Below are 26,707 nucleotides of genomic sequence, written 5' to 3'. Positions count from 1 at the left end.
CGGACGGCTACGGCATCTTGTCGCCGAGGAGGGCGAGGTTCTCGATGGCGGCGAGGCCGTAGAGCGCGGTGTCGTTGGTGGACACCCAGGCGGCCTCGCTGCCCGCGACCAGGGTGGCGGGGCCGCTCAGCTTCTCCGTCTTCCACGGCGAGGACTCCGTGTAGCCGTCGGAGCTGTAGAACTTCGTCCACGCCCGTTTGGCGAGCGCCGCGTCGCCGGTCTGGACGGCGGCGTACGCGTCGAGGCGCGAGTGCCCCTGGAAGAGCAGCAGGCTGCCGAAGTTGGTGCCGTAGCGGGCCGCCTGTTCCGCCTTGGTGGCGTTGAAGTAGCGGCAGTAGTCGAGGTAGGCCTCCTTGAACTTCGGCATGTCGACCAGGTGGATGAGCTCGGCGCACAGCTCGTTGAGGCCGAAGACGGCGGACAGGTGCGAGACGCCGACGACGGGCGCGGAAGCCACCGCGAACCTGCCGGTGTCGAGGTCGTACAGGCCACTGCCCTGTACGAAGCCGTTGGGCTGGGCGCCGATGGTCTCCATGGTGGACAGGACGCGGGCCTTGGCCTTCTCCCACTTCGGGCCCTTGCGCTCCCACTCGGTCAGCCACGCCGACACCAGACCGCTCCAGTCGGTGCCGAAGCCGATCGACAGGGCGTGCCGGTCGGGTGTGTAGGGCTCGGTGCGGATCTTGCGCAGTGGGTCGAGGGCGAGGAACGTCTCGTCGGAGTCGACGTTGGCGTGCATGAGGTCGCCGACCCGCTCGTCGCCGGTGAGGAAGTAGTAGTAGCGGCGGTAGGTGGTGTTGGCGATGCGCTGCTGCTTGGCGCTGTCGGCGTAGTGCTGGACGCCGTGCCGGGTGCCCAGGCCTGCCCACTGGCCGAGGTGGTAGACGTCGACCTCGCCGGTGTGCCGGGTCATCGCCTCGGCGAAGCGGAAGATGTCCGAGCGGCCGGATCGCAGGTACGCCATCCAGAGCCAGATGTCCGGCGACAGCTCGGAGTTGTCCCAGGCGTAGCCTCCGATGTCGTAGCGCCACTGGTGCCGGACGGCGTCGTAGGTGTGCATGATGTCGCCGTAGTCCCAGAAGCCGTACCAGCGGCGCTGCTCCACCTGGTCCTTGTAGTAGGTGAAGAGGAAGTCGAGGTGGTCCTCGATCTTCGCCTTGGCGGGGGTGGAGCGGTCGGGCTCGGAGTACAGGCCGGGGCCGAAGACCTTGGCCTTGATGAGCTGCTTGGGCGGGGCGGCGAGCTGCGGCAGCACCCGGACGGCCTCGACCTGTTCGGCGAGTTTCTCGGGGGCGGGCGTCGACTCGTTGGCCCAGAAGAGGAGTTCGGAGGTGCGGGCGATCCCGTAGGGGGTGCCGAAGCCGGGCTCGTAGTCCTCGTAGGTGATGTTGAGGCCTTCGAGCTGCTCGGGGAAGGTGTCCTGGCCCATGCCGTCGTGGTAGAAGCGCAGGTCCATGGGCTGTGCCTCGGGCGACCAGAGCCAGAGGGTGACCTCGGCCTCGTCGGTGTGGGCGTCACGGATGTCGAGCTGGCTCGGGTGCTTCTCCCAGAAGTCCCGCAGGCCGAAGGAGAATCCGCCGCTGACCCCGCCGACGTAGCCGAAGCCCGACGCCCGCTTGCCGCCGCCCGCGCCGATCCAGCCGTGGCCCTTCGTGGTGCGCTTGCGCAGGGTGAAGCCGTCGGCGGAGAGCTGGGAGAGGGTGTAGTCGCCCCACTCGGGGATGTACTGGAGGCGGGTGGTGACCCGCTGGTCCCAGGTGGCGGGGTCGGGCAGCTTCTGGCCCGCGTACTGGGCGGCCTGCACCGCCGCACCGGGGTCGCGGCGCAGTCCTGTGATGCCCTTGACGGCCTCGCGCAGCAGGCCGGCGCCCTCGCCGCCGATGCGGATGTGACGGTCGTAGGACTCGTCGCGCATCGGGACGGTGAAGCGGACGCCCAGGCCCCGGATGAAGTCGCCGCTCGCCTTGCCGGGCTCCTGCTTCCCGTCGTACGTGATGGTGTGCACCATGCGGAAGGAGTCGGCGCCCGCGTAGAAGTACAGGCGGATGGAGAACGGGAGCCAGCTGCGGCTGCCCTTGCGGTGCTTGCCGTCGATGCGGACGACCGCGCGGACCGGGCCCGACTGCTCGACGCTCACCCCGTCGATGGCGCCCTCGAAGCGCTCGGTCTTGACGGTGCCCTGGTCCTCGTCCTCGATCTCGGGCTGGCGGATCAGGACCAGACGGCCGTTCTTGGCGATCTCGGTGGAGCCACGGGTGACGGACTTGATGAGGGTGGCCCCGGACTTGCCGATCTTCGCGGTGATGACGCCCGTCGACACGTCGATGGTGCCGCCGCTCCTGTCGACGGTGACCTTCTTGGCGGGCGCGGCCGGCGCGCCGGCGGCGAGGGTGAGCTTGCCGGAGCCCGAACTGACCGCGTGGGCCGTCCACTTGAGGGAGCCGTCCGGCCAGTACGCGAGCGGCCAGGACTGTACGGGGACATCGCGGCCGTCGGCGTCGGTCAGCGCGAAGGTCTGGTTTTCCTGGTAGGCGCCCATGGGCCAGGGCACGCCGAGCGTGGAGCCGGGGGCGGCGCCGAGGCCGCCGTCCTCCAGCCAGTCCAGGGTCACCGGATCGGCGTCCGCCGCCGCGTCTCTCGGCGCGGCCTCGGCGTCTTTCGCCCCTAGCGCCCAGCTGAACTGTGCGGCGGCGCCGGCGACGGCCGCGGCCTTGAGGAGGGACCTGCGGGGGATGGGAGACATGAGATGCAGCCTTTCCTTCCGTGCGGGATGCAAGGGGGTGGTCAGGGGCATGACAGATGGAGGTACGGCGCTCGGGGCGCCGGCCTTGTGTGCGGGCGCCGCCCGTCAGCGGCGCCGGTGGCGCTCCTCCACGGCGACGGCCGCGGCGGCGACGGCACCGAGGACCGGGACCGCCAGCGGCGCGACGAACCAGGCGGAACACGCCACCACCGCCAGTCCGCCGACGAGCAGGAAGGACCCGGCGGGGTCGAGCACGGTACGGCGGCCGGCCTGCCCGAGCAGGGCACGCCAGGAGTCCCCCGGCGTCCAGACCGCCGCCGCGCGCAGCCCGGCCACCATGAGGCCGATCAGCGCGAACACCCCGACGGCCCCGACGAACGGCCCGCCGGGAAGCCCGGCCCGCGCGGCCCGGACGTCCACCCAGACCGCGGCCAGCGCCGCCCACCCGACGATCCCCGCCGCCCAGCCACCGCGCAGGGCGGCCCGGAGGTCGGCGACGAACTCCCGCCAGCCGCCGTCCTCATGGGTCGTACGACGCCGCAGATGCCGTGCGCCGGCGGCGAAGGCCGCGGGGTAGGTGACGACCCCGAGGCAGGCCACGGCGATCCACACTCCGGTGAGCAGGCACTCGGCGAAGAGCGCGAAGCGCTCGCCGAACACGGACTCCCTGCGCGCTGAGCGTCCCTTCACGCGTGCTTGCGCCATGGTGACCGCCTCAGCCCTTCAGGCCGGAGGTCGCCATACCGTCGATGAGATAGCGCTGGAAAGCCATGAAGAAGGCGATGACCGGCACCAGCGCAACCAGCGACATCGCGATCATGCTGCCGTAGTTGGAGATGCCCTCCTGGTCGCGGAACATCATCAGGCCGAGCGAAACGGTGTACTTGGACGGGGTGTTGAGGTAGATCAACGGCCCCATGAAGTCGTTCCACGCGTTGATGAAGGTGAAGATGGCGCTGGTGATGATGGCGGGGCGGGACAGCGGAAGCACGATGGACCAGTAGGTCCTCAGATGCCCGCAGCCGTCGAGCTTGGCGGCCTCGTCCAGCTCGCGCGGCAGCCCGCGCATGAACTGCACCATCAGGAAGACGAAGAACGCCTCCGTGGCCAGGAACTTCCCCGCGACGAGCGGCACGAGCGTGTCGATGTAGCCGAGGTTGCGGAACAGCACGTACTGCGGGATGAGCAGCACGTGGTACGGCAGCAGCAGTGTGCCGATCATCAGCGTGAACAGCAGGTTCCGCCCGGCGAAGCGGATCTTGGCGAAGGCGTACGCCGTCAGCGAGCTGGAGAGCACCACACCGATCACGGCCAGGACCGCGTACATCAGCGAGTTGGTGAAGAAGCTGGTGATGGAGATGCCGGAGATGCCGTCGGCGAGCCCGGAGAAGTTCGCCCAGACCGGCTTGGTGGGCAGCAGGTCGAGGCTGGCGATGATGTCCTTGCTCGGCTTGAACGAGGCGCCGAGCACCCAGATCACCGGATAGAGGACGACCGCGAGCACGAGGAGCGCGCCCACGTGCCAGGCAAGGGATCCGATGCGCCGCCGCTCGTGCGCGGGGCGCGTGACGGGGCTGGTGGCACTGCTCACTTGGCGGCCTCCTCGTAGTGCACCCACTTCTTCTGCGACCAGAACAGGACCGCCGTGACGAGCGCCACCGCGACCACCAACGTCCAGGCCATCGCGGAGGCGAAGCCCATCTGGGCCTCCTTGAAGCCCTTCTGGTAGAGGTAACAGGTGTAGACGAGCGTGGCGTCGGCGGGCCCGCACCGGGTGTCGGAGACGACATACGCCGAGCCGAACACCTGGAACGCGTGGATGGACTCCAGCAGCACGTTGAAGAAGAGGACGGGGGAAATCATCGGCAGCGTGATGTTCCAGAACCGCCGGAACGGACCGGCCCCGTCCATCTCGGCCGCCTCGTACAGTTCCTGCGGGACCTGCTTGAGGCCGGCCAGGAAGATGACCATGGGTGCGCCGAACTGCCAGATGCTCAGAGCCACCAGGGCGTACAGGACGTAGTCCGGGTTGCCGATCCAGCCGCCGACGTTGAGCCCAAAAATCTTCTGCGTACGGTCCACGACGGCGTCGTCGGAGAACAGCGCCCGCCACACGAAGCCCACGGAGACGCTGGCGCCGATGAGCGACGGCATGTAGAACGCGGCCCGGTACAGGGCCTGTCCACGCCGCTTCTGCGCCAGCAGCAGCGCCACTCCGAGCGCGAGGAGCAGCTTCAGCGGGGTGGCCACGACGACGTACTTCAGGGTGACCTCGACCGACTTCTGCCAGCGCGGGTCCTGGAACATCGTCGTGAAGTTGTCGAGCCCCACCCACTTGGGCGGCGTGAACAGGTTGTAGCTGGTGAACGCGTAGTAGAGCGACGCGATCATCGGTCCCGCCGTGAGCAGCAGGAACCCCGCGATCCACGGCGACATGAACAGGTAGCCGGCGAGGTTCTCGCGGCGCCGCCCGCGCCGCCCGGCGGCAGGAGCGGCGGACCGCTTCTTCGCCGGACGCGCGGGCGCTTCCTTGACGAGCGTCATGGTGGTACGTCCCCTCAGCCCGCGAACGCGGCCTTGGCCTCGCTGAACAGCGCCTTCGCGGCGTCGGCCGGCTTGGTCTTGCCCTGGGCGACCTCACCGCCGAGCCGCAGGAAGGCCGCCTCGATGACGTCCGCGCCGGACGGGTGCGGGGTGATCTTCCCGAGGACGCCGGCCTTGGCGACCTCGTCCTCGTAGGCCGCGACGCCCTTGTTGTTGGGGTCGGTCGGCTTGAAGGCGTCGTACTGCTCGGTGGTGGCGAGGATGCCTCGGTCGTAGCCCATGATCTTGCCGACCTCGGGGTCGTGGACCATGAAGTCGATGAACTGGGCGACTTCCTTGGGATGCTTGGTCCCGGAGAAGGCGCTCAGCATCAGCGAACCGAGGTACTGGCCGGTGGCCTTGCCGTCCGTGGTGGGGATCGGCGCGAGGCCGTAGTCCGAGTCGCCCTCACCCTGGTAGCGGATGGAGAAGTTGTCCCAGGTGAACTCGGAGGCGGCGAGGCCCGCCGAGAGACCGGACTTCGGCTTGACCTGCTCGATCTTCTTCGGGTCGGCGACCAGCCCGGACTTCACGCGCTTGTAGCCGTCCTCCCACCACTGCGTCAGATCGGCCTCGGTGAAGCCGAGATCGGTGTCGGTGTAGAAGGCCTTGCCGTTCTGACGCAGATACAGGTCGTAGAGGTACATGATGGCGAAGTAGCCGGTGTCACCGGCGATCTTCGCCTTGTCCTGGATCGTCTGCAGCGCGGCGAAGTACTCGTTCCAGGTCCAGCCGAACTTCGCCTCCACGCCGGCCTTCTTGAAGGCCTTGAGGTCGATGACGAGCGACATGGTATTGGCCCCGACGGGGATGCCGATCTGCTTGCCGTCGACCTGACCGTTCGCCAGAACGCCGTTGCGGAAGTTCTCCAGGCTCAGATTCCCCGCGTCCGCCTGCGACTTGAGATCCATCAGAACGCCGCGCTTGTCGTACTTGCGCAGAAAGCCGACCGCATTCTGGAAAACATCCGGCGGATTCCCGCCGGAGGCCTGGGTCTGGAACTTCTCCCAGAACGCCTCGTAGTCGGTGAATTCGGGCTTTATCTTGATCTTCGGGTACTTCTTCTCGAAGAGCGCGATCGTCTTCTTGATGGCGATGGTGCGCGGCTCGCCACCCCACCACGCGTAACGGATCGTCACCGTCCCGTCCGCGGAAGTCCCGCTGTCTCCCCCGCACCCCGTGGTCGCGGCCAGGCCCAGAGTGGCCGCCGTCGCCCCCGCGGCCTTCAGGATCGTTCGCCTCTCAACATTCCTGCTGGTTCCCACAGTCGGGCCCTCCCCGCAGCGTCGTTGCCGCTTGCATGAATCGTTTCAAGAAAGCGCTTGCTGGCACAAGGTACGAGGGGGTTGAGAGAGCGTCAATGATTCGGACAGGAATTTCTTGTGCGCGGGCCCTGCGGGGCGCGGAGGAAGACCGGAGGCGTCGGCTCTCCCCGGGGGACGAACTCGCAGGTGAGGGACTTCTGTTCGGCGATCCGAACCAGCGATCGCCCGTCAGGGGGGCGAAGAGGGGGGCCGAAATACGCCTGGGGGGTTGGGGGTTGCGGGGGTGGCGAGGTGGATGTTGTGAGTCAGGAAAGAAGTTGACGGTGTGAAGGCGGGGGGAGCGGTGGGGAACAGTGGGGCGAGGCGGGAATGCCTTGCGACGGGTTTGGACGAGGTGCGCGACGAGGCAACGATGAGGGCTCGTAAGGGGCGCGAAGGGGTGGTGTTCGGGGGCGCGATGACTGCGTACCGTTGTCGCCCGCCGTCGCCTCCCGTCGCCGCCCGCCGTCGTCCGCGACGTCGCCCCCCCCGCCCTCACAGTCGCCGACGAGGAGGCGCGGTGACCGGGTCGACAGCCGGGTCGGAACCTGCATCAGAGCTGGGTAACGGTGTCGGTGTCGGTATCGGTGCCGACGTCGGTATCGGAACCTGCATCAGAGCCGGTATCGGCGTCGGCGACGACGTCGGTAGCAGCGTTGGCACCGGCACGAGCGGACGCCGGAGGGGTGCTGGTTGCGCGAACGACGGCGGCCCGTCTGCACTCTCGCAGACGGGCCGCCGGTCCGGGTGGGCGATACTGGGTTCGAACCAGTGACCTCTTCGGTGTGAACGAAGCGCTCTCCCACTGAGCTAATCGCCCGGACGCAGGAAGAACATTACCCCAAGTCAGGGGGTGGCCGTGACCACGACCGACCGGTCCCCAGGCTCGCGCCGAAGATCGACGGAGGGCCGGCCGAAGGTCAGCCGAACATCACTGGTCCTCGGTCTTCCGAAGATCACTGGTCCTCGGTCTTCCGAAGATCACTGGTCCTTGATCTTCCAGGGCATCTCCAGGCCGAACTTCCACAGGTAGACGCCCACGAGCACGCCGATGATCACCAGCCCGACGACGGTCAGGATGATGTTGCGGCGCCGCACCTTCGGGTCGAGGGCTCGCTGTGCCGCCTCGGTGACTTTGCGCTTGGTCCAGCGCAGTACCAGCTGGGCCCAGACGAACTCGGTCGCCCAGATCGCCATGCCGCCGAAGATCACGACCCAGCCGGGACCGGGCAGCGGCAGCATGATGATGCCGGCGACCACCACGGCGAGGCCGATCACGAAGACGCCGACCTGCCAGCTCAGATGCAGCATGCGGCGCGCCTTGACGAACTCGGGCGCCCGGGAGCCGAGCCCCTGCGCGTGCGGCTCCTCCGCCGTCCCGTCCGGCTTCGCCCCGTCCAGCGCCACGACCACCTCACCCGGCTCGTTACTCCCCGTATTCATACAGCCAAACCCTACCCGAGAGATTCCAGTCACCGGAATGGTGGTACTTCGCGAACGAGCCCTCGGCCGGAAGAGTTACGTAAAGGCACGCAAAACACGCAGAGGGGTTTACAACGGCACCGTAGGTGGCATGTCGATTTCGCCGACGTGCGAATCCCCGAGCGCACACTGAGCGAAAGGCCCTGGCGCTTATGAACACCACGGTCAGCTGCGAGCTGCACCTGCGCCTCGTTGTGTCGAGCGAGTCCTCCCTGCCTGTCCCCGCAGGCCTGCGGTACGACACGGCCGACCCCTACGCCGTGCACGCCACCTTCCACACCGGAGCCGAGGAGACCGTCGAGTGGGTGTTCGCCCGCGACCTCCTCGCCGAGGGCCTGCACCGGCCCACGGGAACCGGCGACGTCCGTGTCTGGCCGTCGCGCAGCCACGGTCAGGGCGTCGTCTGCATCGCCCTGAGCTCTCCTGAGGGCGAGGCCCTGCTCGAAGCCCCGGCGCGGGCCCTGGAGTCCTTCCTGAAGCGGACGGACGCGGCCGTGCCCCCGGGCACGGAACACCGGCACTTCGATCTCGATCAGGAGCTCTCGCACATCCTGGCGGAAAGCTAGGGCGAGGCTCACACCATGCCGCCCGGCGCCGTCCACTCGGGGAGACGGCTCGGGCCCATACAACCGCATAGGGCATGCGCCGACGCCGCGCCACGGGCTTCCCGTGGGGCGGCGTCGGCGTGCGTGCGGCACGCCCGGACGGCGCTCCGCGAAACCGTGGGGGCTGCCGGAACCCGGTGCTCCGGCCTTCCGTCGGGCGGTGCCCGACCCCTCCGGCACCGGACGCCCACGGCATCCGGGCCGCGATCGGCCGTGGTTCGGCGGCCCGGTGCGGCTACCATCGGCCAGCATCGGCGGGCGCCCGCCCGACCCTCCAGGCCAGGGAGCGAAATGTGCTGATCACCCACGACACCCGGTGCGCGCTCGATGCCGTGGTGGATCTGGTGAACACCGCACCGGAGGACGACACGGCCCCGGACGCGCTGCCGGATGTCGCCGCCCTCGAGAATTTCGTACGAACGCACGATTTCAGTGACGTCGGTGTGCTCTCCGAGTTCGACCTGTCCGCGGTGCGCAAGGTCCGCGGGCGGTTCGCCGCGATCTTCTCGGCCTCGGATCCCCGCACCGCCGCCGGTCTGATCAACGAGCTGGTCGCCGCCGCGGGCACCACGCCGCGCCTCACCGATCACGACGGCTACGACTGGCATGTGCACTACTTCGCCCCTGGCGCCTCGGTCGCCGACCACCTGGCGGCCGACTGCGGGATGGCGCTGGCGTTCTTCGTGGTGGCCGGGGAGCAGGAGCGACTGCGGCGCTGCGAGGCCCCGGACTGTCGACGCGCGTTCGTCGACCTCTCCCGCAACCGGTCCCGCCGGTACTGCGACAGTCGAACCTGCGGCAACCGCCTCCATGTGGCCGCCTACCGGGCGCGCCGCAAGGAGGCTGCCGCGGGCTGAGGGGGCCCAAGGCACAGGGTCCGTCAAGGCTCCTGAGGGGGTCCTCCGGGTCGGACGATGCCGACGCGGCCCCGGCGGGTGACGCCGGGGACCGCGGGTACGGCTCAGAGCAGCAGCAGGTCGTGCAGCGAAGCCATGAGCAGCAGACACCCGATCACCGCTAGGAAGATCATCAGCGGTGGCTGGGAAAGGGCGAAGAGGCACCCGCGCGGCTCGTCCTTGGGCGGCGCGGCGTCGCTCTGTGTCGTGTCCAGCATCTCGCGGGCGATGATGACGCAGGTGACACCCCCCGTGCGATCAACACGCACGGATTGAGCGGGAGTTCGCCGGATTCCGTGACGTCGGTTTCAGGCCGTGATCATTTCCGCGCGACGTCAGGCCGACTGTGTCGTTTCAACGCGAGCCCGCCTCACGGCCGCATCCGCCGGCCGGGGTCCCATGCGGGGCCGCCACGGGTGCGGCCCCGGCTTCTGTGCGTGCCTCATATGCCGTGCTTCTTGAGGATGGCCTCGATGTCGCTGAAGTCTTCGGAGCCGCCGGTCGCCCGGGGTGCGGCTGCGGGACGGGACGCCGGGCGGGAGGCCTCGCCCAGCGAGGGCGCCGAGGCAGTGGGGGCCACCGCCCCGGACTCTGCGGAGCGGGCCGCCGCCTTGCGCTCCTTGCGGGTGCCGCCGCGGCGGCGCTCCACGGCACGGGTGGTGGCGAACAGCGCCCAGGCGCCGCCGAGCACGGCGAAGCCCGCCCAGGCCGTGGGGCTGAAGGCGGTGTCGGCGACCCATCCGACGACGCCGGTCATCACCAGGCCGAGCGGCACCAGGGAGTAGGCCGCGATACGGGCGGCCGACAGGAAGCGCTTGCGGTAGGCCGTGAGGACCGCGATGCCCAGGCCGGCCGCGGCGACGGCGGAGCAGACTGTCTCGGCGATCATCCGGTCCTCCAGGCGTGGCTCACTCGGGCAAGGTTCAGAGCGACTCGGCGGCACGGCCGGCAGGCCGGCGCTTCGTCCCTTCCATCCTGCACCTGCACACCGCTCGCGGGCCACGGTCCGGCCGGACATCAGGGACATCTCCGGGTCGGCTCCTCCGCAGGTGCCGCACATCCTCCTCCGTCGGGGTTCCCTCAGGGGCGCTGTCGGGGGCGAGCGGGTCCGCGTGAAGTGCGGGCGGTGATCCGGATTGGGGCGGTCGGGCAGGGGCTGGGAGACTGGCGTCATGAGCGACTCGTCCCCGACCTCCTCCCCCACCCGTGCCGTCGTCCTCGACGTCTGGTGCGAGCTGCAGTGCCCGGACTGCCGTGGCGCCCTCGACGATCTGCGCGCCCTGCGCGAGCGCTACGGCGACCGGCTGGAGCTGCGGTTGCGCCACTTCCCGCTGGAGAAGCACCAGCACGCCTTCGCCGCCGCGCAGGCCGCCGAGGAGGCCCTGGAGCAGGGGCAGGGGTGGCCGTACGTCGAGGCCGTGCTGGGCCGGGTGGCGGAGCTGGACCGTGAGGGGGAGCCCTTCCTGGTCGAGGTCGCCGGTGAACTCGGGCTCGACGCCGAGGAGTTCGACACCGCGCTGATCGACGGCCGGCACATCCTGATCGTGGACGCCGACCAGGCCGAGGGCAAGGCGATCGGCGTCACCGGGACCCCGACGTACGTCATCGGCGGTGAGCGTCTCGACGGCGGCAAGAGCCAGGAGGGGCTGCGGGAGCGGATCGAGGAGATCGCCGACCGGCTGCTGGCCTAACAGGCGTGAGGCCGGGTCGGCGCAGACCGGTTCAGAGCAGGCCGGTTCAGCGGGGCCGGTCCAGAGCGGGCCGGTTCAGAGCGGGCCGGTTCAGAGCAGGTTCTTGTACATCGAGTAGCTCACCGGCACATACCCCAGCGACTCGTACAGCCGTTCGGCCGGGGTGTTGTCGGCGAAGACGTTGAGACCCAGGAGCCGCTTGCCGGCCGCTGTCGCCTGGGCCTCGGCCAGCAGCATCAGGGAACGCCCGTGGCCCCGGCCGCGGAAGGCGGCGTCGGCCTCGACGTCGAACACGAACGCCCTGTCGTCGGCGAGCGACAGCCAGAGGGTGCCGACCCGGGCGCCCTCGTGCTCCAGGACGCTGAACAGCATGTTCTCCGTCGCCAGACCTTGCGGCAGCAGTACTTCATGATCCCGTCGCGACTTGGCCCACGCCTCGTCCTCGGGCACCCCGCGATCCTGCCAGTCCTGGGCGTACTCCGCGAGGCCGCGCTCGAACCAGGCGCCGTACTCGGATTGGGTCATCGGCCTCGCCCGGCTGCCCTCCGGCAGCCGGGGGGCGGTGGCGCCGAGGGGCTTCTCCATGCCGCGGTTGCGATGAACGTAGCCGAGCGCCGTCGCCAGGCGCAGCGCGGCCTGCGCGTCGGCGGGCACCCTGACGTCGATCCGCTTGCAGCCCCAGCCGCGGGCCACCTCCTCGGCGGCCAGCGCGGCCACCGTGCCCCGGCCGCGCCCGCGGTCCGGTTCCTCGATGCGCAGGTCTTCGATCACGGCGACGCCGGCCCCGAAGCCCGGGGACGTCAGGACGCGGACCGCTCCGACGGGACGGCTGTTCACACACACCCGGTAGTGGCGTGACAGTGCCCCGTCGGCGGTGCGCTGAAGCGGCTCGGTCGGCCGCAGAGTCGTGGTCATCAGGGGCTTTCTACCCGCAGTGGAGCGAGACGTCAGCCTGTTTTCCGGGGTCTTGCGGATTCGACGCCGTGGACCTCCCGGCCTTTCGGCCTCCCGGCCTCACGGCTTCACGGGTCGAGGTCGTCCCCGGCCCGCTCGGCGAAGATCCGCATCGCCTTGGCGGTCACCGGCCCCGGCGTGCCCGGCAGTTCGCGGTCGTCGACGCGGTGGACGGCCTGGACGTCGCGCAGGGTGGAGGTGAGGAACACCTCGTCCGCGCGCTCCAGGACGTCCAGCGGAAGGTCGGTCTCCTTGGCGCCGGTCCACTCGACGGTCAGCTCACGGGTGATGCCCGCGAGGCAGCCGGAGGCGAGCGGCGGGGTGTGGATCTCGCCGTCCAGGACGACGAAGACATTGGACCCGGTGCCCTCGCAGAGCCGTCCGACCGTGTTGGCGAACAGCGCCTCGGTGGCGCCGTGCTCGTGGGCACGGGCCAGGGCGACGACGTTCTCGGCGTACGAGGTCGTCTTCAGGCCGGTGAGCGCGCCGCGTTCGTTGCGGGTCCAGGGCACGGTGACGACGGCCGTGGAGTCGGCGCGCCGGACGGTCTCGCCGAGGGCGACGACGAGGGTGGGCCCGTGGTCGCCGCGGTCGGAGCCCAGGGGGCCGTGGCCTCCGGTGTAGGTGATGCGCAGCCGGCCCAGCGGCATCGGGTTGGCCTCCAGGACGGCGGCGCAGGCGCGCCGGACCTCGTCGTGGTCGGGGTCGGGCAGGCCGAGGCCGCGTGCGGAGCGGGTCAGCCGGTCGAGGTGGCGGGTGAGCGCGAACGTCGTGCCGTCCACCGCCTTGACCGTCTCGAAGATGCCGTCGCCCACGGTCAGCCCGTGGTCGAAGACGGAGACGCGGGCGGACTCCATGTTTTGCAGCCCGCCGTCGAGCCAGATCTTCACGTAAGCGTCCCTTCACTCACCTCGTACGCTCCCGACGCTACCGCGAGCAGTCGGGACGCCTTGAGCTCGGTCTCCTCCCACTCGGCCTCGGGGTCGGAACCCCAGGTGATGCCGGCGCCGGTGCCGAAGCGCAGCACGGCCGCGCCGTCGGCGGCGCGGTCGATCCAGAAGGTGCGGATGCCGACGGCCAGCTCGCCCGTCCCCCGGTCGGCGTCGACCCAGCCGATGCCTCCGCAGTAAGGGCCGCGGGGGGCCGTCTCCAGGGCGTCGATGATGCCGAGAGCGCTGGACTTGGGGGCGCCGGTGACCGAGCCGGGCGGGAAGGCGGCGTCGAGCAGGTGCGGCCAGCCGGCGCCGTCGCGCAGCTCGCCGCGGACCGTGGACACGAGGTGGACCAGGCCCGGATGCTTCTCGACGGTGCACAGGTCGGGAACGCTCACGCTGCCGGTGGCGCAGACCCGCCCGATGTCGTTGCGGACGAGGTCCACGATCATCACGTTCTCGGCGTAGTCCTTGTCGAGGAGGTCCGCCTCGGTGCGCCCGGTGCCCTTGATGGGCCCGGACTCGACGACCCGCCCGGCACGGCGCAGGAAGAGCTCGGGGGAGGCGGTGGCCGTCTCTATGCCGTACGCGGGCAGCCGAATCGTTCCTGCATACGGTGCCGGGTTGCCCCGGGCCAGCAGGGCGGTGAGCGCGTCCACGTCGGCGTCGGCCGCCACGGGAGCGGTCAGGACGCGGCAGAGGTTGGCCTGGTACACCTCGCCGGCGGCGATGTACTCGCGGACGCGGCGCACCCCGGCCGTGTACCCGGCGCGGTCGAGGGAGGACGTCCAGTCACCGGCCGCGGGCCCCCGCCACGCCCCCGGGACCGGAGCGGGCACCGGCTCCTCGTGTACATCGGCGAAGCGTGCGCAGGTCAAACGGCCCTCGAAGTCGGCGCAAACGGCCCAGAAACCGGCGGAGTCGAGGGCCGCGGGATCGCTGGTGACGTCTAGGAGGCCGGTGGCCACGCGGCCGCCGAAACGGGCGAGAGGAGGGAGGTCGGGCACGTTGTCGAGTCTATGGCGAGTCCGTCGGGGCCGGGTCGGGCATGTCCCGCTTGTCCCGCCCGGGCGGCCTGACCAGGTCCGCGAGTGGGCGCAGCGCAGCACGCTGCACAAACGCGTTTTTGTACTGGACCGGGAATCCGCTAGAGTTCAACACGTCGCCGGGACGCGAGAGCCGACCGAACCGACAGGCGGACGTAGCTCAGTTGGTAGAGCGCAACCTTGCCAAGGTTGAGGTCGCGAGTTCGAGCCTCGTCGTCCGCTCGAAGGAAGAAGGGGTCTTCCAGGTCCCCTACACTCCTGGTGGAGTGGCCGAGAGGCGAGGCAACGGCCTGCAAAGCCGTCTACACGGGTTCAAATCCCGTCTCCACCTCCAAGGACGATTAGCTCAGCGGGAGAGCGCTTCCCTGACACGGAAGAGGTCACTGGTTCAATCCCAGTATCGTCCACTGGATCTTGGCCGAAAGGTCTGAGATCTGCCCCGCGCGATTAGCTCAGCGGGAGAGCGCTTCCCTGACACGGAAGAGGTCACTGGTTCAATCCCAGTATCGCGCACGCAGCACCACCCCTCCCGGACGATTAGCTCAGCGGGAGAGCGCTTCCCTGACACGGAAGAGGTCACTGGTTCAATCCCAGTATCGTCCACACACCGAGAGCCCCCGGCCGCCTTCGCGGTCGGGGGCTCTCGGTGTGCCGGGTCAGCTGGAGAACAGCATGTGGCCGAAGCTCTTGTGACGGTTGTGGCCGCCGTGGTGACCGCCGTAGTGCCCACCGCCGTGACCGCCGCCGTGCGGGGCGCCCCAGGCGGGCGCGACCGGGGCCGACGGGTACGCCTGCGGGGCGGCCGGGGGCGGCGGCGCCGGCTGGGACCACTGGGCCTCCACCCGGGTCAGCGCCTCCAGCTCGCCGTAGTCGAGGAAGATCCCGCGGCAGTTGCTGCACTGTTCGATCTGGACGCCGTTGCGGTTGTACGTGTGCATCTGAGCGTGACACTTCGGGCACTGCATGGTTCGGCTCAACTCCTCGCCGGTCGGTCCTGTTTCGCGTACCGCCAGGACAGACACTGTCCGGCCGCGGTCGGTTGCACCCTACTTCGCGAAGCCTGTCGCCAACTGCGGGGGTTCGCAGTCCATTCGGGCACAGGCGTCGATCAGACACTGCTCCACCTCGTCCAGCGGCCGCCCCTGCGCCACCGACTTGGTGACAGCGCGTGCGGCGGTCTGGACGGTGAGTGCGCGGGCCGGGACGTCGAGGGCGGGCCAGGGATCGCCGGTCCCGGGGACGGCGGGCCCGGATCCTTCGCGGTACGCGGTCAGGAAGCGGGTCCACTCGTCGGGCGGCAGCAACCCGCAGGCGTACCAGGCGGCGGGGCGGGCGAGGTCCCAGGCCGGGACGCCGACGCCGAGGTCGTCGACGTCGATCAGGCGCCAGGGGCCGTCAGGAGCGGGATGGCGGACGAGCTGGCCGAGGTGGAGATCGCCGTGGCAGAGCGTGGTCGCGTCGGGCATCGGGGCCTCGGCGCGGGCCCAGGCGGGCAGCGCACGCCAGGCGTTCAGGACGGGGGCGACGGCGGGATGGGGTCCGGCGGCGCCCAGCCGGGCCACGGCGTGCGCGGCCTTGACGGGGCCGCGCATCGGGGGGAGGGCGACGGGAGCCGGCGTGCGGTGGAGCCGGGCGAGCAGGGCGCCCGCCGCTTCCCAGGGGGCCGCGTCCGGGGCGTCCGGGTCCACCGGGGCGCCGTACGGCCAGAACGTGACGAGTCTGCCGTGGAGAACGGCCGGGGTCGGCGCCAGCGGAGGCAGGAGAACGTCGGGGAGACGGGCGGCCGTGGCGAGGCGGGGGGCCAGGCCGGCCGGCTCGGTACCGGGGGCGTGGGCCTTCGCGACCGTGCCGGCGTGCCGGACGACGGTGGCGTCGGGACGGTCCGCGAGGGTGGCCGCGCCGCACGGGCAGGCCGCGTCGGTTTCGTGAGCCTGCGCTCCGGCTCGGAACGTGAGCTCGTTGAGCAGGGGGTGGGCGGTCACGGGGCTCCCTGGGCGACGGCGTGCGGTCTCCTCGCGAGGGTACGCAGGCGGGACCGTCGGCGATCGCGCGTCCGGGAAAAGCAATGCAGGCGCAGCTCCCCAGCTGCGCCTGCATTATTTGCCGTCCGCCGCACCCCCGTCCCCACGGGGTTTCATGGGTGGATGTCCCCGCCCGGACCGCTCTTCCGGGCCTGGGGTCGCCGCTCAGCGCCCCAGCATCACTCCCACGGACGACGCCTGTGTGGCCACTGTCTCCCAGCCGTCGAAGACGACGAGAAGCAGGACCGCCAGGGGAAGGGCCATCAGCGTCGCCACCAGGGGGTGGCGGCGACCCGTGCGGCGGGGGCGCGTGGTGCGTCCCTGCGTGCGGATCATCGTCCGCGGTGCCGTGTGGGCCATGGTCCCTCTCCTGACCTGATCAGTTGTCGTTGGCAGCGGCGGGTGTCTGACCTCGGGGGACGAGTGCTGCACCCGCCGCTTGACCTCAAATCTAGGCGGATGGCGGCTGCTGGTCGTCATGCCCTCGTACCGATTGCCGGGCCTCCCGGAGGATGAGCCGTGACCTGCGGAGTACTCCCCTGGGTGGAGAACAGGTCCTAGGTCTCGGGGTCTTCCCGGAAGGGTGCCCGATCAGGGAGTGACTTCGCTCACTTCCACCGCCCTTGGCCGTGCCGCCATGGCCCGCCGGCGGCCCGCTCCGCCGACCGTCCCCCCGTAGGTCCGCATCGCGTCACCGGCGTCGGCGACCCTCTCGGCACGGTCACCCTTCATCGGTTCAACCACCCTTCTGTCACACGTGGTTGACGTCACGGAACAACCGAAGTGGGCCTGTCGGCAGGCCCCCTGACCGCCTTTCACGTCCCCCGCCGGGCACCGACAATCGGTCGGGACCAGAGGGCGCGGCCTCTGCGCGCCGACGGCCGTGGAAACGTAAGCTGTGCCACGTCAAACGGACCGGGCAGCGGGGATGAACATGGCGATGATGCGCCTGAGGCGCGAGGACCCGCGCGTCGTCGGCTCGTTCAGGCTTCACCGGCGGCTCGGGGCGGGCGGGATGGGCGTCGTCTACCTGGGCTCCGACAAGAAGGGGCAGCGGGTCGCGCTGAAGGTGATCCGGCCCGATCTGGCGGAGGACCAGGAGTTCCGGTCGCGGTTCGCACGCGAGGTCTCGGCGGCGCGGCGGATCCGGGGCGGGTGCACGGCACGGCTGGTCGCGGCGGATCTGGACGCCGACCGGCCGTGGTTCGCCACCCAGTACGTGCCCGGGCCCTCCCTCCATGACAAGGTCAACGACGAGGGACCGCTCGGGGCCGCCGAGCTCGCCTCCATCGGGGCCGCGCTGTCGGAGGGCCTCGTCGCCGTGCACGAGGCCGGGGTCGTGCACCGCGACCTGAAGCCCTCCAACATCCTGCTCTCCCCCAAGGGCCCGCGGATCATCGACTTCGGCATCGCCTGGGCGACAGGCGCCTCCACACTGACGCACGTCGGCACGGCGGTCGGCTCCCCCGGGTTCCTCGCGCCGGAGCAGGTGCGCGGGGCCCTGGTCACCCCGGCCACCGACGTGTTCTCGCTCGGCGCGACGCTCGCGTACGCCTCGACGGCCGACTCGCCCTTCGGGCACGGCAGTTCCGAGGTCATGCTGTACCGCGTGGTGCACGAGGAGCCGCAGCTGCACGGCGTTCCGGACGCGCTGGCCCCGCTGGTGCGGGCCTGTCTGGCGAAGGATCCCGAGGAGCGGCCCAGCACCCTCGATCTCTCCCTGCGGCTCAAGGAGATCGCGACCCGGGAGTCACAGGGCCTGTCGGACGCGCGGCCCGCGGTGCCCCGGGCGGCCGAGGCGGACCGTCCCACCGGACGGCTCTCCGACCCCGGACACCCGGAGCGCACGCTGCGCCAGCCGAGCGGGCCGCGCACTCCCCCGCCGCGGAACGGAGTGCCGTCCTCGCGTGGTGCGGTTCCTTCCCGGGGCGGGGCTCCCGCTCGCGGGACCGGCGGCCCGCGCGGTGGCGGTGAGCGCGGTTCGTCGTCGCGGTCCGGCGCGCGGCCCGCTCCCGGCTCCCGGCCCACCCGTCCCGGCAGCGGCAGTGGCAGTGGCAGCAGGCCGGCGCCCCGCGGCGGGGCCGGACGGCAGGGGCCGAGGACCACGGGCACCGGACGGCGGCCCGCCAACCCGCGTCTGCTGCGTCAGCGGCTGTTCGTCTTCGTCGTGGTGACCCTGCTCGTCGCGCTCGGCATCGCCCTCGTCCAGGGCTGCGAGGGACCGGCGCGCGGGCTCGGCGGGGACAACGACGTCGTACGGCAGGGACAGGGCCAGGAACTGGGGCACGAGCAGCAGCATGTCCGCCCGGAGTCGGGGGTCGGCGGTCCGCTGGGGGACTGAGCGCCTGTGGCATGTCCCCGGCCGGGGGTATGACACAGGCCCTGATCCCGTGGGCTATGTCTGCGGGCGGCCCGTCGCCACCGCGTAGAAGGCGACCGCTGCCGCCGCGCCCACGTTGAGGGAGTCCACGCCGTGGGACATCGGGATGCGGACCCATTCGTCGGCGGCGACCAGGGCCTGGGTGGAGAGACCGTCTGCCTCCGCGCCCAGCATGAGGGCGACCCTGTCCATCGTGTGCGGGGCGGCCTCGTCGAGGCTGCGGGCCTTCTCGTCCGGGGTGAGGGCGAGAAGCGCGAAGCCGGCCTCGCGGACCGAGTCCAGGCCCTTGGGCCAGGTGTCCAGGCGGGCGTACGGGACGGAGAAGACCGCGCCCATCGAGACCTTCACGCTGCGGCGGTACAGGGGGTCGGCGCAGTCCGGTGAGAGCAGGACCGCGTCCATGCCGAGGGCGGCGGCCGAGCGGAAGATCGCGCCGATGTTGGTGTGGTCGTTGACCGACTCCATGACGACGACCCGGCGGGCGCTCTGCAGGAGTTCGGCGGCGGTGGGCAGCGGTTTGCGCTGCATGGAGGCCAGCGCGCCGCGGTGGACGTGGTAGCCGGTGACGCGTTCGGCGAGCTCCGGGCTGACGGCGTACACCGGTGCCGGGAGCTCGTCGATGACGTCACGCATGACGTCGACCCACTTCGCGGAGAGCAGCATCGAGCGCATCTCGTACCCGGCGTCCTTGGCCCGGCGGATGACCTTCTCGCCCTCGGCGATGAACAGGCCCTCGGCGGGCTCGCGCTTGCGGCGCAGCTCGACGTCGGTCAGGCCGGTGTAGTCGCGCAGGCGCGGGTCGTCGGGGTCCTCAACGGTGATGAGATCGGCCACAGGGTGATACTGCCTTGTCCTGGGTGTGGTGCCAACGGCTCGGAACGGTTGTGTTACCCGCGGTTACTCGGATGTCCGCGGGCCGACGGTCACGACCGCGCCGATGACGATGACCGCCGGCGGCTTGACCTCCTGGGCGCGGACCGTCTCCGCGACCGTCGCGAGCGTCGCGTCGACGCGACGCTGGGCGGCCGTCGTGCCCTCCTGGACCAGGGCGACCGGGGTGTCGGGCGACTTGCCGTGCGCGACGAGCGTCTCGGCGATCTTCCCGATCTTGTCGACGCCCATGAGGATCACCAGGGTGCCCGTGAGCTTCGCCAGGGACGGCCAGTCCACCAGGGAGCGCTCGTCGTCGGGGGCGACATGCCCGCTGACCACGGTGAACTCATGGGCGACGCCCCGGTGGGTGACGGGGATGCCCGCCGCGCCCGGCACGGAGATCGAACTGGAGATGCCGGGGACGACCGTGCAGGCGATCCCCGCCTCGGCGAGGGCCTGGAGCTCCTCCATGCCACGGCCGAAGACATACGGGTCGCCGCCCTTGAGGCGGACGACCGACTTTCCCTGCTTGGCGTGCTCGATCAGCGCGTTGTTGATGGCCTCCTGGGCCATGTAGCGGCCGTAGGGGATCTTCGCCGCGTCGATCACCTCGACGTGCGGCGGGAGTTCGGCGAGCAGGTCGCGCGGGCCGAGCCGGTCGGCGATGACGACGTCCGCCTCGGCGAGCAGTCGGCGGCCGCGGACCGTGATCAGGTCCGGGTCGCCGGGGCCGCCGCCGACCAGGGCGACGCCGGGGGTGCGGGTGCGGTGGTGGGGGGCGACGAGGGTGCCGTCGCGCAGGCCCTCGACGACCGCGTCGCGGATGGCCGCGGTGTGGCGGGGGTCGCGGCCACGGGCGTCGGTGGTGAGGACGGCGACCGTGACGCCCTCGCTGTGGCCGGTGGCCGGGGTCCACGCGGTGGCCCGGTCGGCGTCGTCCGAGCGGACGCACCAGACGCGGCTTCGCTCCGCTTCGGCCGAGGCCCGGGTGTTCGCCTCCTGGTCGCTGGTGGCGATGAGGGCGTACCAGGCGTCCGCCAAGTCGCCTTCGGCGTAGGGGCGCTGGTGCCAGGTGATCTCCGCCGCGTCGGACATCGCCTCGACGGAGGGGGTCGCCTGCGGGGATACGAGGTGGATGTCGGCGCCTGCCGCGATCAGTGCGGGGAGGCGGCGCTGGGCCACCTGGCCGCCGCCGAGGACGACGACCCTGCGGCCGGTGAGGCGGAGGCCTACGGGGTAGGCGGGGTGTTCGGCCATGAGGTGCGGCTCCTCGTGCGAGCAAGGGCGGGGGGCGCTGCGGCTCTGGAGCGGCCCTGACGTGCGGATTTTAGAGGTGGGCTCAGGGTACGGCGGGGCCGGGGGCCGCGCAGGGGCGCAGGCCCGCCGACCGCCGCCGGGGTCCCGGCGGGTCCTACTTCTCGGTCACCCCCGCCGAGTCGAACGTCGCCACCTCGTGCATGGCGCGGGCCGTGCTCTGGACCAGGGGCAGGGCCAGCAGGGCGCCGGTGCCCTCGCCGAGGCGGAGGTCGAGGTCGACCAGGGGGCGCAGGCCCAGCTTGTTCAGGGCGGCCACATGGCCGGGCTCGGCGCTGCGGTGGCCGGCGATGCAGGCCGCCAGCACCTCGGGGGCGATCGCGCGCGCGACCAGGGCGGCGGCGCCGGCGCTGACGCCGTCCAGGATCACCGGCGTACGCAGGGACGCGCCGCCGAGGAGAAGGCCGACCATCGCCGCGTGTTCGAAGCCGCCGATCGCGGCCAGGACGCCGATCGGGTCGGCCGGGTCCGGCTGGTGGAAGTCCAGGGCGCGGCGGACGACCTCGGTCTTGCGGGCGAGGGTCTCGTCGTTGATGCCGGTGCCGCGGCCGGTGACCTCGGCCGGGTCGGCACCCGTGAAGACCGCGATGAGGGCCGCGGACGCCGTCGTGTTCGCGATGCCCATCTCGCCCGTGAGCAACGCCTTGTTGCCGGCCGCCACCAGGTCACGGGCCGTCTCGATGCCGACCTCGATGGCCTGCTTGGCCTCCTCGCGGGTCATCGCGGGGCCGGTCGTCATGTCGGACGTGCCCGCGCGGACCTTGCGGGGCAGCAGGCCGGGGGTCGCCGGGAGGTCGGCGGCCACGCCCACGTCCACGACGCAGACCTCGGCGCCCACCTGGGAGGCGAACGCGTTGCAGACCGCGCCGCCGCCGAGGAAGTTGGCGACCATCTGGGCCGTCACCTCCTGCGGCCAGGGGGTGACTCCCTGGGCGTGCACCCCGTGGTCGCCGGCGAAGATCGCGACGGCCGCGGGCTCCGGGATCGGCGGCGGGCACTGCCGGGACAGGCCGGACAGCTGCGCGGAGATGATCTCCAGCATGCCGAGCGCCCCGGCCGGCTTCGTCATGCGCTTCTGCCGCTCCCAGGCCTCGCCGAGCGCCTTGGCATCCAGCGGGCGGACACTGGCGACGGTCTCGGCGAGCAGGTCGTGCGGGTCCTCGCCGGGCAGCGCGCGACGGCCGTATGTCTCCTCGTGGACGACCCACGACAGCGGGCGGCGCTTCGCCCAGCCCGCCTGCATCAGCTCGGGCTCGTCCGGGAACTCGTCGACGTAGCCGACGCACAGGTAGGCGACCACTTCGAGGTGCTCGGGCAGGCCCAGCGCACGGACCATCTCCCGCTCGTCGAAGAAGCTGACCCAGCCGACGCCCAGGCCCTCGGCGCGGGCGGCGAGCCACAGGTTCTCGACCGCGAGCGCGGAGGAGTACGGCGCCATCTGCGGCTGCGTGTGCCGGCCCAGGGTGTGGCGGCCGCCGCGGGTCGGGTCGGCGGTGACGACGATGTTCACCGGCGTCTCGAGGATGGCCTCGATCTTCAGTTCCTTGAACTGCTTGGCCCGGCCCTTGGGCAGGGACAGCGCGTACGCGTCGCGCTGACGCGTCGCCAGTTCGTGCATCGCGCGCCGGGTGTCGGCCGAGCGGATCACGACGAAGTCCCAGGGCTGCGAGTGGCCGACCGAGGGCGCGGTGTGGGCGGCCTCCAGGACGCGCAACAGCACCTCGTGCGGGATCGGGTCGCTGCGGAAGCCGTTGCGGATGTCCCGGCGCTCCCGCATGACCTTCAGGACGGCCTCGCGCTCGGCGTCGTCGTACGCGGGCGCGGCGGGGCCGGTGGACTCTCGAACTTCTTCCACTGCAGCGGCCGGGCTCTCTTCCTGGTCGGCGGCCCTGGTGTCCAGGTCCTCCGGGCTCTGTGCGACATCGGGGTCGATGATGTCGGTCGCGTGCTCCGTGTCCGGGGTCGCCGGGGCGGGAGCATGGTCGGCGCCGCGCGGGGCGGGGACCGTGACGGTGGGGCCAGTGACCGTGGGGCCCATGACGGTGGAGGGCAAAGCGGCCGATTCGGCGGCCTGTTGCTGTTCCGCGACCGCCTCGGGGGCCGGCGTCATCTCGGGGGCCGACTGTTCCTGCGTGGGGAGCTGCGCGCCCGCGACCGGCACGAACTGGCCCAGGGGCTGGTCCGGTTGGGCCGGCTGGTCGGCCGGGGGCCGGTTCTCCGGCCGGACGTCCTGGGGAGCGGCAACCGGCGGGGCGGGAGTGGCGTCCACCGGGAGTGCCTCGACGGGCGGCGGCGCAGTCTCCGTCACGGCCTGCTGCTCCGGCTGCGGTTGCGGCTGTGGTTCCGGCTCCGCATCGGTTGCGGCGGGGACGGGCTCGGGCTGGGACTGGGCAACGGGAGGTGCGGTCTCGGGTGCGGGCTCCGCCGGCGGGGCCGTCCCCGGGGCGACGGTGTCCGGGATGTGAGACACGGCGTCCGTGGGTTGGGCGGGCTCGGCGGGAGGCTCGCTGACGGCCTCCGCTTCCGGCTCCGGTCCGGGCTGCGGCTCCGGCTGCAACTGCGGTGTCGGCTCGGGCTCCGCCTGGTGGGCGGCCGGCTCGGCGGGGGCGACGGGCGCGTCGATGAACTGCACGCCCTCGGGGGCCGCGGAGACCTCCGGTCCGGGCGCGGGGGCCTCGGCCTCGGCGGCGGGCGCTTCCGCCACGGGGGCCGCCGGTTCCGCCGTCTCAGGCGTCACGATCGCCACGGGCTCGGAGGCCTGAACGGCTTCGGGCGCGGGGGCAGGGGCGGGGTCGGCCTCAGGGGCCACGACCGGGTCGGGAACGGGGGCCTCGGAAGCGACCTGCGGTGCGACGACGGCGTCAGCGACCGGATCCGGCACCGGAACCGGAATCGGCTCTGCCACGGGCGTCTGCGGGGCCGCCGCGGCGCCGACGCTCGCATCGGCGCTCGCGTCGGGCTCCTGCGGCTGCGGCTGAGCCGCCTCGGCCTCGGCGGGCATCGCACCCGCGGCCTCGACCGCCTCGGTGACGGGCGCCTCCACGGGGTTCGTCGCGGCAACCGCTACCGGCTCTGCCGCCTCCAACGCTACGGCCGGCTCCACCACTTCGGCCGTTTCTGCCACCTCGGCCGACTGGATCACCGCCGGCTCGACCGCCTCGACCTCAACCACCTCGACCGCGACCGGCTCGACGGTTTCGACCGCCTCGGCCGCGACCGGCTCAGCCGTCTGCGCGGTTTCGGGGGCGACGGCCGGGTCCTCCGCGGCCTCCGGCGCCTCCGGTACCGCCTGCGCCGCGTCCACCGGCTGTTCGGCGACGGCGGAGACGGCGGCGACGACGGGCTCGTCCACCGGCGCGACGGGGGCGTCCGGCGTTCGGTCGTCGCCCGAGACGGGGACGTCGGCAGCGTCCTGCCCGGCCTCGACGACCACGCCGACGGGGACCTGCTCGGCCTCCGCCATCATCGCGGCTCCGAACACCTGACCGGGGTCGACGACTCCGTACGTCTCGGCGGCGGGCGCGACCTGGGCGCCGTCGGCGTCGCTCCCCTCCGGGGCGGTCGCGGCGATCGCCTCGGTCGCCACGCGGGCCACGACCGCCTGGGCCACGCCCACCGGCTCGGCCTGCTGCGGCTCCGTGACCGCCACTGTCGGAGCAACCGTTTCCGCAGTCCTCACCCCGGGAGCGACCTGGGTCTGGGCGGGCGCCTGGGCCGTGGCCTGGGCGGCGCCCCAAGGGGCCGCGCCCTGCGGCATCTCACGCACGGGCGGGACGTCGAGGTACTCGGGACCGGACGCGGCCGGGCCGGGCTGTCGCACCGGCGCGCCCGCGGGGCCGCGGTCGGCGAGGGAGCGGACCGGGCTGGCGGAGGCGTCGGGGATCGGCGGGCCGAGGTGCAGGGGGCGGCGCGGGGCCGACTGGGGCGTCGACGGGCCGGGGAGGCGGACGGCGCTGAGGTCGACCGACCCGCTGTCGCGGCCGGAGGTCTCGTGCGGACCCGGCTCGTGCAGCGCCTCGACCACCGGCTCAGGGGCGGGCGGCGCCACCTCGTTGCCCCACGCGCTCTGGGCACCCGGCAGCAGCAACAGGTCTTCGTCCTCGGCGGTGCTCTCGGAGAGGTAGGTGTACGCACCGTGCGCGGAGGCGCCCGGCTGCTCCACCATGCCTGCGTTCTCCGGCAGCCCCTCGCCCGGGACCTGGCCGGTGTCGGTCATGCGTACCCCTCGCCCATCGGTTATTGCTTCTGCGGCCGGCTCACCCGGAGCGGCGCACCGCCCGCCCCGTAGTGAAGAACGAGCGTCCGTGCCCAGCGGCACGTACGACCCGCCCGAAAAAGCGACAAAGCCATTCAGTGGCATTGTCCCGGCCGTCGACGCGTCGCGACAGCTTGATCCGCGACGCTCCGCTGTGGACTGCGCCACGTTGCGCGCCCTCCGGTGCTGCCGTACCACACACCCCCCAAAAGGGATGTGTTTTCCGGACATTGACCGACGAAGCGCCGGGCGAACGGAAGCGGTACGACGATCGGCCAGCCTACCGCGCGCGGTACGACAACAGGATCACGGGGAGGGCGGAGCGGGTCATGTGCGACGGTCCGGCAGTACCCCGCTGAGCAGGAACGCGACGCTCCGTTCTGTTTCCGTCCAGGCCCGTGTGTCGAGTTCGACGGACTGGACGAGGGCGCATTCGACGCGGTAGCCGTGCTCGGACAGGTCGCGGCCCACGCGTTCGGCCGCGTCGCGGGTCGCCGCATGGGTGACGATGCGCTGCGGGCGGCGGTCGGCGACCGCGGAGACCACGGCCGCTCCCCCGCCGCCGACCCGGACGACATCCGGCTCGGGCAGGTTCTCCAGGACGTGCGGGGCGGTGCCGTGGACGATCTGCAGTTGGACGCCGTGGCGGCGCGCGGAGGCGTCGGTGCGACCGCACGCGTCCAGGGTTTGGTCGACGGCGATGACAGCGGCGCCCGCCCGCGCCGCCTCGGTCGCGAAGGCGCCGCTGCCGCAGCCGATGTCCCACACGAGGTCGCCGACCCGCGGGCCGAGCCGGGCGAGTTGGCCCGCGCGCAGCAGCTCCGCCTCCCCCTCGCCGAGTCCGCCGCCGTACGCCTCGCCCGGCAGGGCCCAGCCGCGCGGACCGGCGCCCGGGTCGCGGCCGGCGATCCAGCCGCTGTCGCCGGAGACGACCGGTCCGGTGGGGCCGCCGATGACGATGACGACGTTGGGGTCGCGCCAGGTGTGGTCGGCGGCCTTGTCGGAGGTGACGACGCTGACCTGTTCGCGGGTGGTGCCGAGTTCCTCGCAGACCACGAAGGTGCGGTGCACGCCCTCCATGAGCAGGCCGAGTTCGGCGGGGCCGGCGCCCGGGGAGGTGAGGACGGCGACCTTGGTGTGGGCGCGGCACACGTTCACCGCGCGGCGCAGGGTGCGCCGGTGGGCGACGACGACCTGGGCGTCGTCCCAGGGCATGCCGGCCCGGGCGAAGGCGGCGGCGACGGCGGAGACGGCCGGGACGACCTCGACCTCCAGGCCGAAGTCGGGTGCGCGCAGGGTGCGTACGACGCCGAAGAAGCCCGGGTCGCCGTCGGCGAGGACGACCGCGGTGCCGCGGTGGCCGGCGATGCGGCGGGCGGCGAGGGCGACGCTGCCGAGCCGGATGCGTTCCGCCGCGGGCGGCACCTCGGGCAGCGCCAGATGGTGGGCGGCGCCGGCCACCAGTGTGGCGGCGCCCAGGGCCGAGCGGGCCGCGGCGGTCAGTGGCGAGCCGTCCCAGCCGATCACCGTGACGCGGTCGGCCATCGTCGTCAGTCTCCCCGGGGGTTCACGCTGGTAGCGGGCTCCGTGAGGGTACCTGGTCGGTAGGGCCGGACGGGGGCGCCCGC

At 71.8% G+C, this 26,707-nt stretch carries 22 protein-coding genes and 6 tRNA genes; 9 read left to right on the top strand and 19 right to left on the bottom strand.

All coding sequences use genetic code 11. The features are described from left to right. Positions 1 to 7 precede the first annotated feature (7 nt). From ACZ5SK_RS16795 to ACZ5SK_RS16765, 7 genes are all read right to left on the bottom strand, one after another. Entirely contained in the window at positions 8 to 2,743 is a 2,736-nt protein-coding gene (locus ACZ5SK_RS16795) for an exo-rhamnogalacturonan lyase family protein (protein ID WP_468156900.1), read from the bottom strand. Between the two features lie 105 nt (positions 2,744 to 2,848). Continuing rightward, on the bottom strand, positions 2,849 to 3,448 hold the full coding sequence (locus ACZ5SK_RS16790; protein ID WP_468416727.1) for a hypothetical protein: 600 nt from the start codon (positions 3,446 to 3,448) through the stop codon (positions 2,849 to 2,851). 10 nt (positions 3,449 to 3,458) lie between these two features. Further along, the gene (locus ACZ5SK_RS16785) at positions 3,459 to 4,334 is read right to left on the bottom strand and encodes a carbohydrate ABC transporter permease (RefSeq protein WP_334583264.1); all 876 of its coding nucleotides are present in this window, start codon (positions 4,332 to 4,334) and stop codon (positions 3,459 to 3,461) included. Continuing rightward, positions 4,331 to 5,287, bottom strand: a complete 957-nt coding sequence (locus tag ACZ5SK_RS16780) for a carbohydrate ABC transporter permease (RefSeq protein ID WP_334583265.1) — start codon at positions 5,285 to 5,287, stop codon at positions 4,331 to 4,333. Before ACZ5SK_RS16780 ends, ACZ5SK_RS16785 begins: the two co-directional genes overlap by 4 nt. A 14-nt stretch (positions 5,288 to 5,301) precedes the next feature. Further along, complete coding sequence (locus tag ACZ5SK_RS16775; RefSeq protein WP_334583266.1) at positions 5,302 to 6,591, bottom strand: ABC transporter substrate-binding protein; 1,290 nt, start codon at positions 6,589 to 6,591, stop codon at positions 5,302 to 5,304. 787 nt (positions 6,592 to 7,378) lie between these two features. Next, a tRNA-Val gene (locus ACZ5SK_RS16770) sits at positions 7,379 to 7,450 on the bottom strand. Positions 7,451 to 7,611: 161 nt separating this feature from the next. Further along, positions 7,612 to 8,073, bottom strand: coding sequence for a TIGR02611 family protein (locus ACZ5SK_RS16765; protein ID WP_334583267.1), 462 nt, complete (start codon positions 8,071 to 8,073; stop codon positions 7,612 to 7,614). Positions 8,074 to 8,264: 191 nt separating this feature from the next. Between ACZ5SK_RS16765 and ACZ5SK_RS16760 the strand changes: the two genes are divergently transcribed. Together ACZ5SK_RS16760 and ACZ5SK_RS16755 are read left to right on the top strand one after the other, a co-directional pair. Continuing rightward, positions 8,265 to 8,678, top strand: coding sequence for an SsgA family sporulation/cell division regulator (locus ACZ5SK_RS16760; RefSeq protein WP_004002642.1), 414 nt, complete (start codon positions 8,265 to 8,267; stop codon positions 8,676 to 8,678). Positions 8,679 to 9,010: 332 nt separating this feature from the next. Continuing rightward, complete coding sequence (locus ACZ5SK_RS16755) at positions 9,011 to 9,574, top strand: CGNR zinc finger domain-containing protein (RefSeq protein ID WP_334583268.1); 564 nt, start codon at positions 9,011 to 9,013, stop codon at positions 9,572 to 9,574. Between the two features lie 104 nt (positions 9,575 to 9,678). On the opposite strand, the gene ACZ5SK_RS16750 is transcribed toward ACZ5SK_RS16755, so the two are convergent. Both ACZ5SK_RS16750 and ACZ5SK_RS16745 read right to left on the bottom strand, forming a co-directional pair. After that, positions 9,679 to 9,831, bottom strand: coding sequence for a hypothetical protein (locus tag ACZ5SK_RS16750; RefSeq protein ID WP_173877776.1), 153 nt, complete (start codon positions 9,829 to 9,831; stop codon positions 9,679 to 9,681). A gap of 224 nt (positions 9,832 to 10,055) precedes the next feature. After that, a complete protein-coding gene (locus ACZ5SK_RS16745) occupies positions 10,056 to 10,502 on the bottom strand; it encodes a hypothetical protein (RefSeq protein ID WP_468576222.1) in 447 nt (148 codons plus the stop codon). 283 nt (positions 10,503 to 10,785) lie between these two features. Between ACZ5SK_RS16745 and ACZ5SK_RS16740 the strand changes: the two genes are divergently transcribed. Beyond that, a complete protein-coding gene (locus tag ACZ5SK_RS16740) occupies positions 10,786 to 11,304 on the top strand; it encodes a DsbA family protein (RefSeq protein ID WP_468156904.1) in 519 nt (172 codons plus the stop codon). Between the two features lie 90 nt (positions 11,305 to 11,394). Here ACZ5SK_RS16740 and ACZ5SK_RS16735 read toward each other — a convergent pair whose 3' ends face one another. The 3 genes from ACZ5SK_RS16735 to ACZ5SK_RS16725 form a co-directional block, all read right to left on the bottom strand. Beyond that, positions 11,395 to 12,219, bottom strand: a complete 825-nt coding sequence (locus ACZ5SK_RS16735; protein WP_334583270.1) for a GNAT family N-acetyltransferase — start codon at positions 12,217 to 12,219, stop codon at positions 11,395 to 11,397. A gap of 107 nt (positions 12,220 to 12,326) precedes the next feature. Then, positions 12,327 to 13,148 carry an aminotransferase class IV gene (locus tag ACZ5SK_RS16730; RefSeq protein ID WP_334583271.1) on the bottom strand — a complete coding sequence of 274 codons (822 nt, stop codon included), beginning with the start codon at positions 13,146 to 13,148 and terminating at the stop codon, positions 12,327 to 12,329. Then, on the bottom strand, positions 13,145 to 14,197 hold the full coding sequence (locus ACZ5SK_RS16725; protein WP_334583272.1) for a chorismate-binding protein: 1,053 nt from the start codon (positions 14,195 to 14,197) through the stop codon (positions 13,145 to 13,147). The genes ACZ5SK_RS16730 and ACZ5SK_RS16725 overlap by 4 nt, the downstream gene beginning before the upstream one ends. A 188-nt stretch (positions 14,198 to 14,385) precedes the next feature. Here ACZ5SK_RS16725 and ACZ5SK_RS16720 point away from each other — a divergent pair. From ACZ5SK_RS16720 to ACZ5SK_RS16700, 5 genes are all read left to right on the top strand, one after another. Next, a tRNA-Gly gene (locus ACZ5SK_RS16720) sits at positions 14,386 to 14,458 on the top strand. Between the two features lie 38 nt (positions 14,459 to 14,496). Next, positions 14,497 to 14,570, top strand: a tRNA-Cys gene (locus ACZ5SK_RS16715). 1 nt (position 14,571) lies between these two features. Further along, a tRNA-Val gene (locus ACZ5SK_RS16710) sits at positions 14,572 to 14,643 on the top strand. A 34-nt stretch (positions 14,644 to 14,677) separates the two neighbouring features. Beyond that, positions 14,678 to 14,749 (top strand) — tRNA-Val (locus ACZ5SK_RS16705). Between the two features lie 18 nt (positions 14,750 to 14,767). Beyond that, positions 14,768 to 14,839: transfer RNA gene (locus ACZ5SK_RS16700), tRNA-Val, on the top strand. Positions 14,840 to 14,892: 53 nt separating this feature from the next. Here ACZ5SK_RS16700 and ACZ5SK_RS16695 read toward each other — a convergent pair. The 3 genes from ACZ5SK_RS16695 to ACZ5SK_RS16685 all read right to left on the bottom strand — a co-directional run bounded on the left by ACZ5SK_RS16695 (position 14,893) and on the right by ACZ5SK_RS16685 (position 16,617). Beyond that, complete coding sequence (locus ACZ5SK_RS16695) at positions 14,893 to 15,201, bottom strand: TFIIB-type zinc ribbon-containing protein (RefSeq protein WP_079663466.1); 309 nt, start codon at positions 15,199 to 15,201, stop codon at positions 14,893 to 14,895. Positions 15,202 to 15,282: 81 nt separating this feature from the next. Beyond that, complete coding sequence (locus ACZ5SK_RS16690; RefSeq protein ID WP_468576220.1) at positions 15,283 to 16,218, bottom strand: phosphotransferase family protein; 936 nt, start codon at positions 16,216 to 16,218, stop codon at positions 15,283 to 15,285. 204 nt (positions 16,219 to 16,422) lie between these two features. Next, positions 16,423 to 16,617: a hypothetical protein gene (locus ACZ5SK_RS16685; protein WP_079663464.1), complete on the bottom strand. Its 195-nt coding sequence runs from the start codon at positions 16,615 to 16,617 to the stop codon at positions 16,423 to 16,425. A gap of 568 nt (positions 16,618 to 17,185) precedes the next feature. Here ACZ5SK_RS16685 and ACZ5SK_RS16680 point away from each other — a divergent pair. Further along, the gene (locus tag ACZ5SK_RS16680; protein ID WP_334583274.1) at positions 17,186 to 18,598 is read left to right on the top strand and encodes a serine/threonine-protein kinase; all 1,413 of its coding nucleotides are present in this window, start codon (positions 17,186 to 17,188) and stop codon (positions 18,596 to 18,598) included. A 54-nt stretch (positions 18,599 to 18,652) separates the two neighbouring features. Here the strand turns inward: ACZ5SK_RS16680 and ACZ5SK_RS16675 are convergent, their stop codons facing one another. From ACZ5SK_RS16675 to cbiE, 4 genes are all read right to left on the bottom strand, one after another. Beyond that, entirely contained in the window at positions 18,653 to 19,471 is an 819-nt protein-coding gene (locus tag ACZ5SK_RS16675) for a TrmH family RNA methyltransferase (RefSeq protein WP_334583275.1), read from the bottom strand. 63 nt (positions 19,472 to 19,534) lie between these two features. Next, positions 19,535 to 20,767 carry a uroporphyrinogen-III C-methyltransferase gene (cobA, locus tag ACZ5SK_RS16670; RefSeq protein WP_334583276.1) on the bottom strand — a complete coding sequence of 411 codons (1,233 nt, stop codon included), beginning with the start codon at positions 20,765 to 20,767 and terminating at the stop codon, positions 19,535 to 19,537. Between the two features lie 154 nt (positions 20,768 to 20,921). After that, on the bottom strand, positions 20,922 to 25,040 hold the full coding sequence (cobT, locus tag ACZ5SK_RS16665) for a nicotinate-nucleotide--dimethylbenzimidazole phosphoribosyltransferase (RefSeq protein ID WP_361701657.1): 4,119 nt from the start codon (positions 25,038 to 25,040) through the stop codon (positions 20,922 to 20,924). Positions 25,041 to 25,406: 366 nt separating this feature from the next. Beyond that, positions 25,407 to 26,624: a precorrin-6y C5,15-methyltransferase (decarboxylating) subunit CbiE gene (cbiE, locus tag ACZ5SK_RS16660; protein ID WP_334583278.1), complete on the bottom strand. Its 1,218-nt coding sequence runs from the start codon at positions 26,622 to 26,624 to the stop codon at positions 25,407 to 25,409. Positions 26,625 to 26,707: the final 83 nt, after the last annotated feature.

The organism is Streptomyces sp. NPDC031474, from assembly GCF_055581185.1.
This window is presented reverse-complemented; position numbering and strand designations above follow the sequence as displayed.

What these genes read in the sequence shown, in the direction of transcription:
- cobA (WP_334583276.1), bottom strand. Translation starts at nt 20,767, where the DNA reads ATGGCCGAACACCCCGCCTACCCCGTAGGCCTCCGCCTCACCGGCCGC.
- ACZ5SK_RS16750 (WP_173877776.1), bottom strand. Translation starts at nt 9,831, where the DNA reads ATGCTGGACACGACACAGAGCGACGCCGCGCCGCCCAAGGACGAGCCG.
- ACZ5SK_RS16695 (WP_079663466.1), bottom strand. Translation starts at nt 15,201, where the DNA reads ATGCAGTGCCCGAAGTGTCACGCTCAGATGCACACGTACAACCGCAAC.
- ACZ5SK_RS16795 (WP_468156900.1), bottom strand. Translation starts at nt 2,743, where the DNA reads ATGTCTCCCATCCCCCGCAGGTCCCTCCTCAAGGCCGCGGCCGTCGCC.
- cbiE (WP_334583278.1), bottom strand. Translation starts at nt 26,624, where the DNA reads ATGGCCGACCGCGTCACGGTGATCGGCTGGGACGGCTCGCCACTGACC.
- ACZ5SK_RS16740 (WP_468156904.1), top strand. Translation starts at nt 10,786, where the DNA reads ATGAGCGACTCGTCCCCGACCTCCTCCCCCACCCGTGCCGTCGTCCTC.
- ACZ5SK_RS16765 (WP_334583267.1), bottom strand. Translation starts at nt 8,073, where the DNA reads ATGAATACGGGGAGTAACGAGCCGGGTGAGGTGGTCGTGGCGCTGGAC.
- ACZ5SK_RS16780 (WP_334583265.1), bottom strand. Translation starts at nt 5,287, where the DNA reads ATGACGCTCGTCAAGGAAGCGCCCGCGCGTCCGGCGAAGAAGCGGTCC.
- ACZ5SK_RS16745 (WP_468576222.1), bottom strand. Translation starts at nt 10,502, where the DNA reads ATGATCGCCGAGACAGTCTGCTCCGCCGTCGCCGCGGCCGGCCTGGGC.
- ACZ5SK_RS16790 (WP_468416727.1), bottom strand. Translation starts at nt 3,448, where the DNA reads ATGGCGCAAGCACGCGTGAAGGGACGCTCAGCGCGCAGGGAGTCCGTG.
- ACZ5SK_RS16680 (WP_334583274.1), top strand. Translation starts at nt 17,186, where the DNA reads ATGAACATGGCGATGATGCGCCTGAGGCGCGAGGACCCGCGCGTCGTC.
- cobT (WP_361701657.1), bottom strand. Translation starts at nt 25,040, where the DNA reads ATGACCGACACCGGCCAGGTCCCGGGCGAGGGGCTGCCGGAGAACGCA.
- ACZ5SK_RS16735 (WP_334583270.1), bottom strand. Translation starts at nt 12,219, where the DNA reads ATGACCACGACTCTGCGGCCGACCGAGCCGCTTCAGCGCACCGCCGAC.
- ACZ5SK_RS16760 (WP_004002642.1), top strand. Translation starts at nt 8,265, where the DNA reads ATGAACACCACGGTCAGCTGCGAGCTGCACCTGCGCCTCGTTGTGTCG.
- ACZ5SK_RS16685 (WP_079663464.1), bottom strand. Translation starts at nt 16,617, where the DNA reads ATGGCCCACACGGCACCGCGGACGATGATCCGCACGCAGGGACGCACC.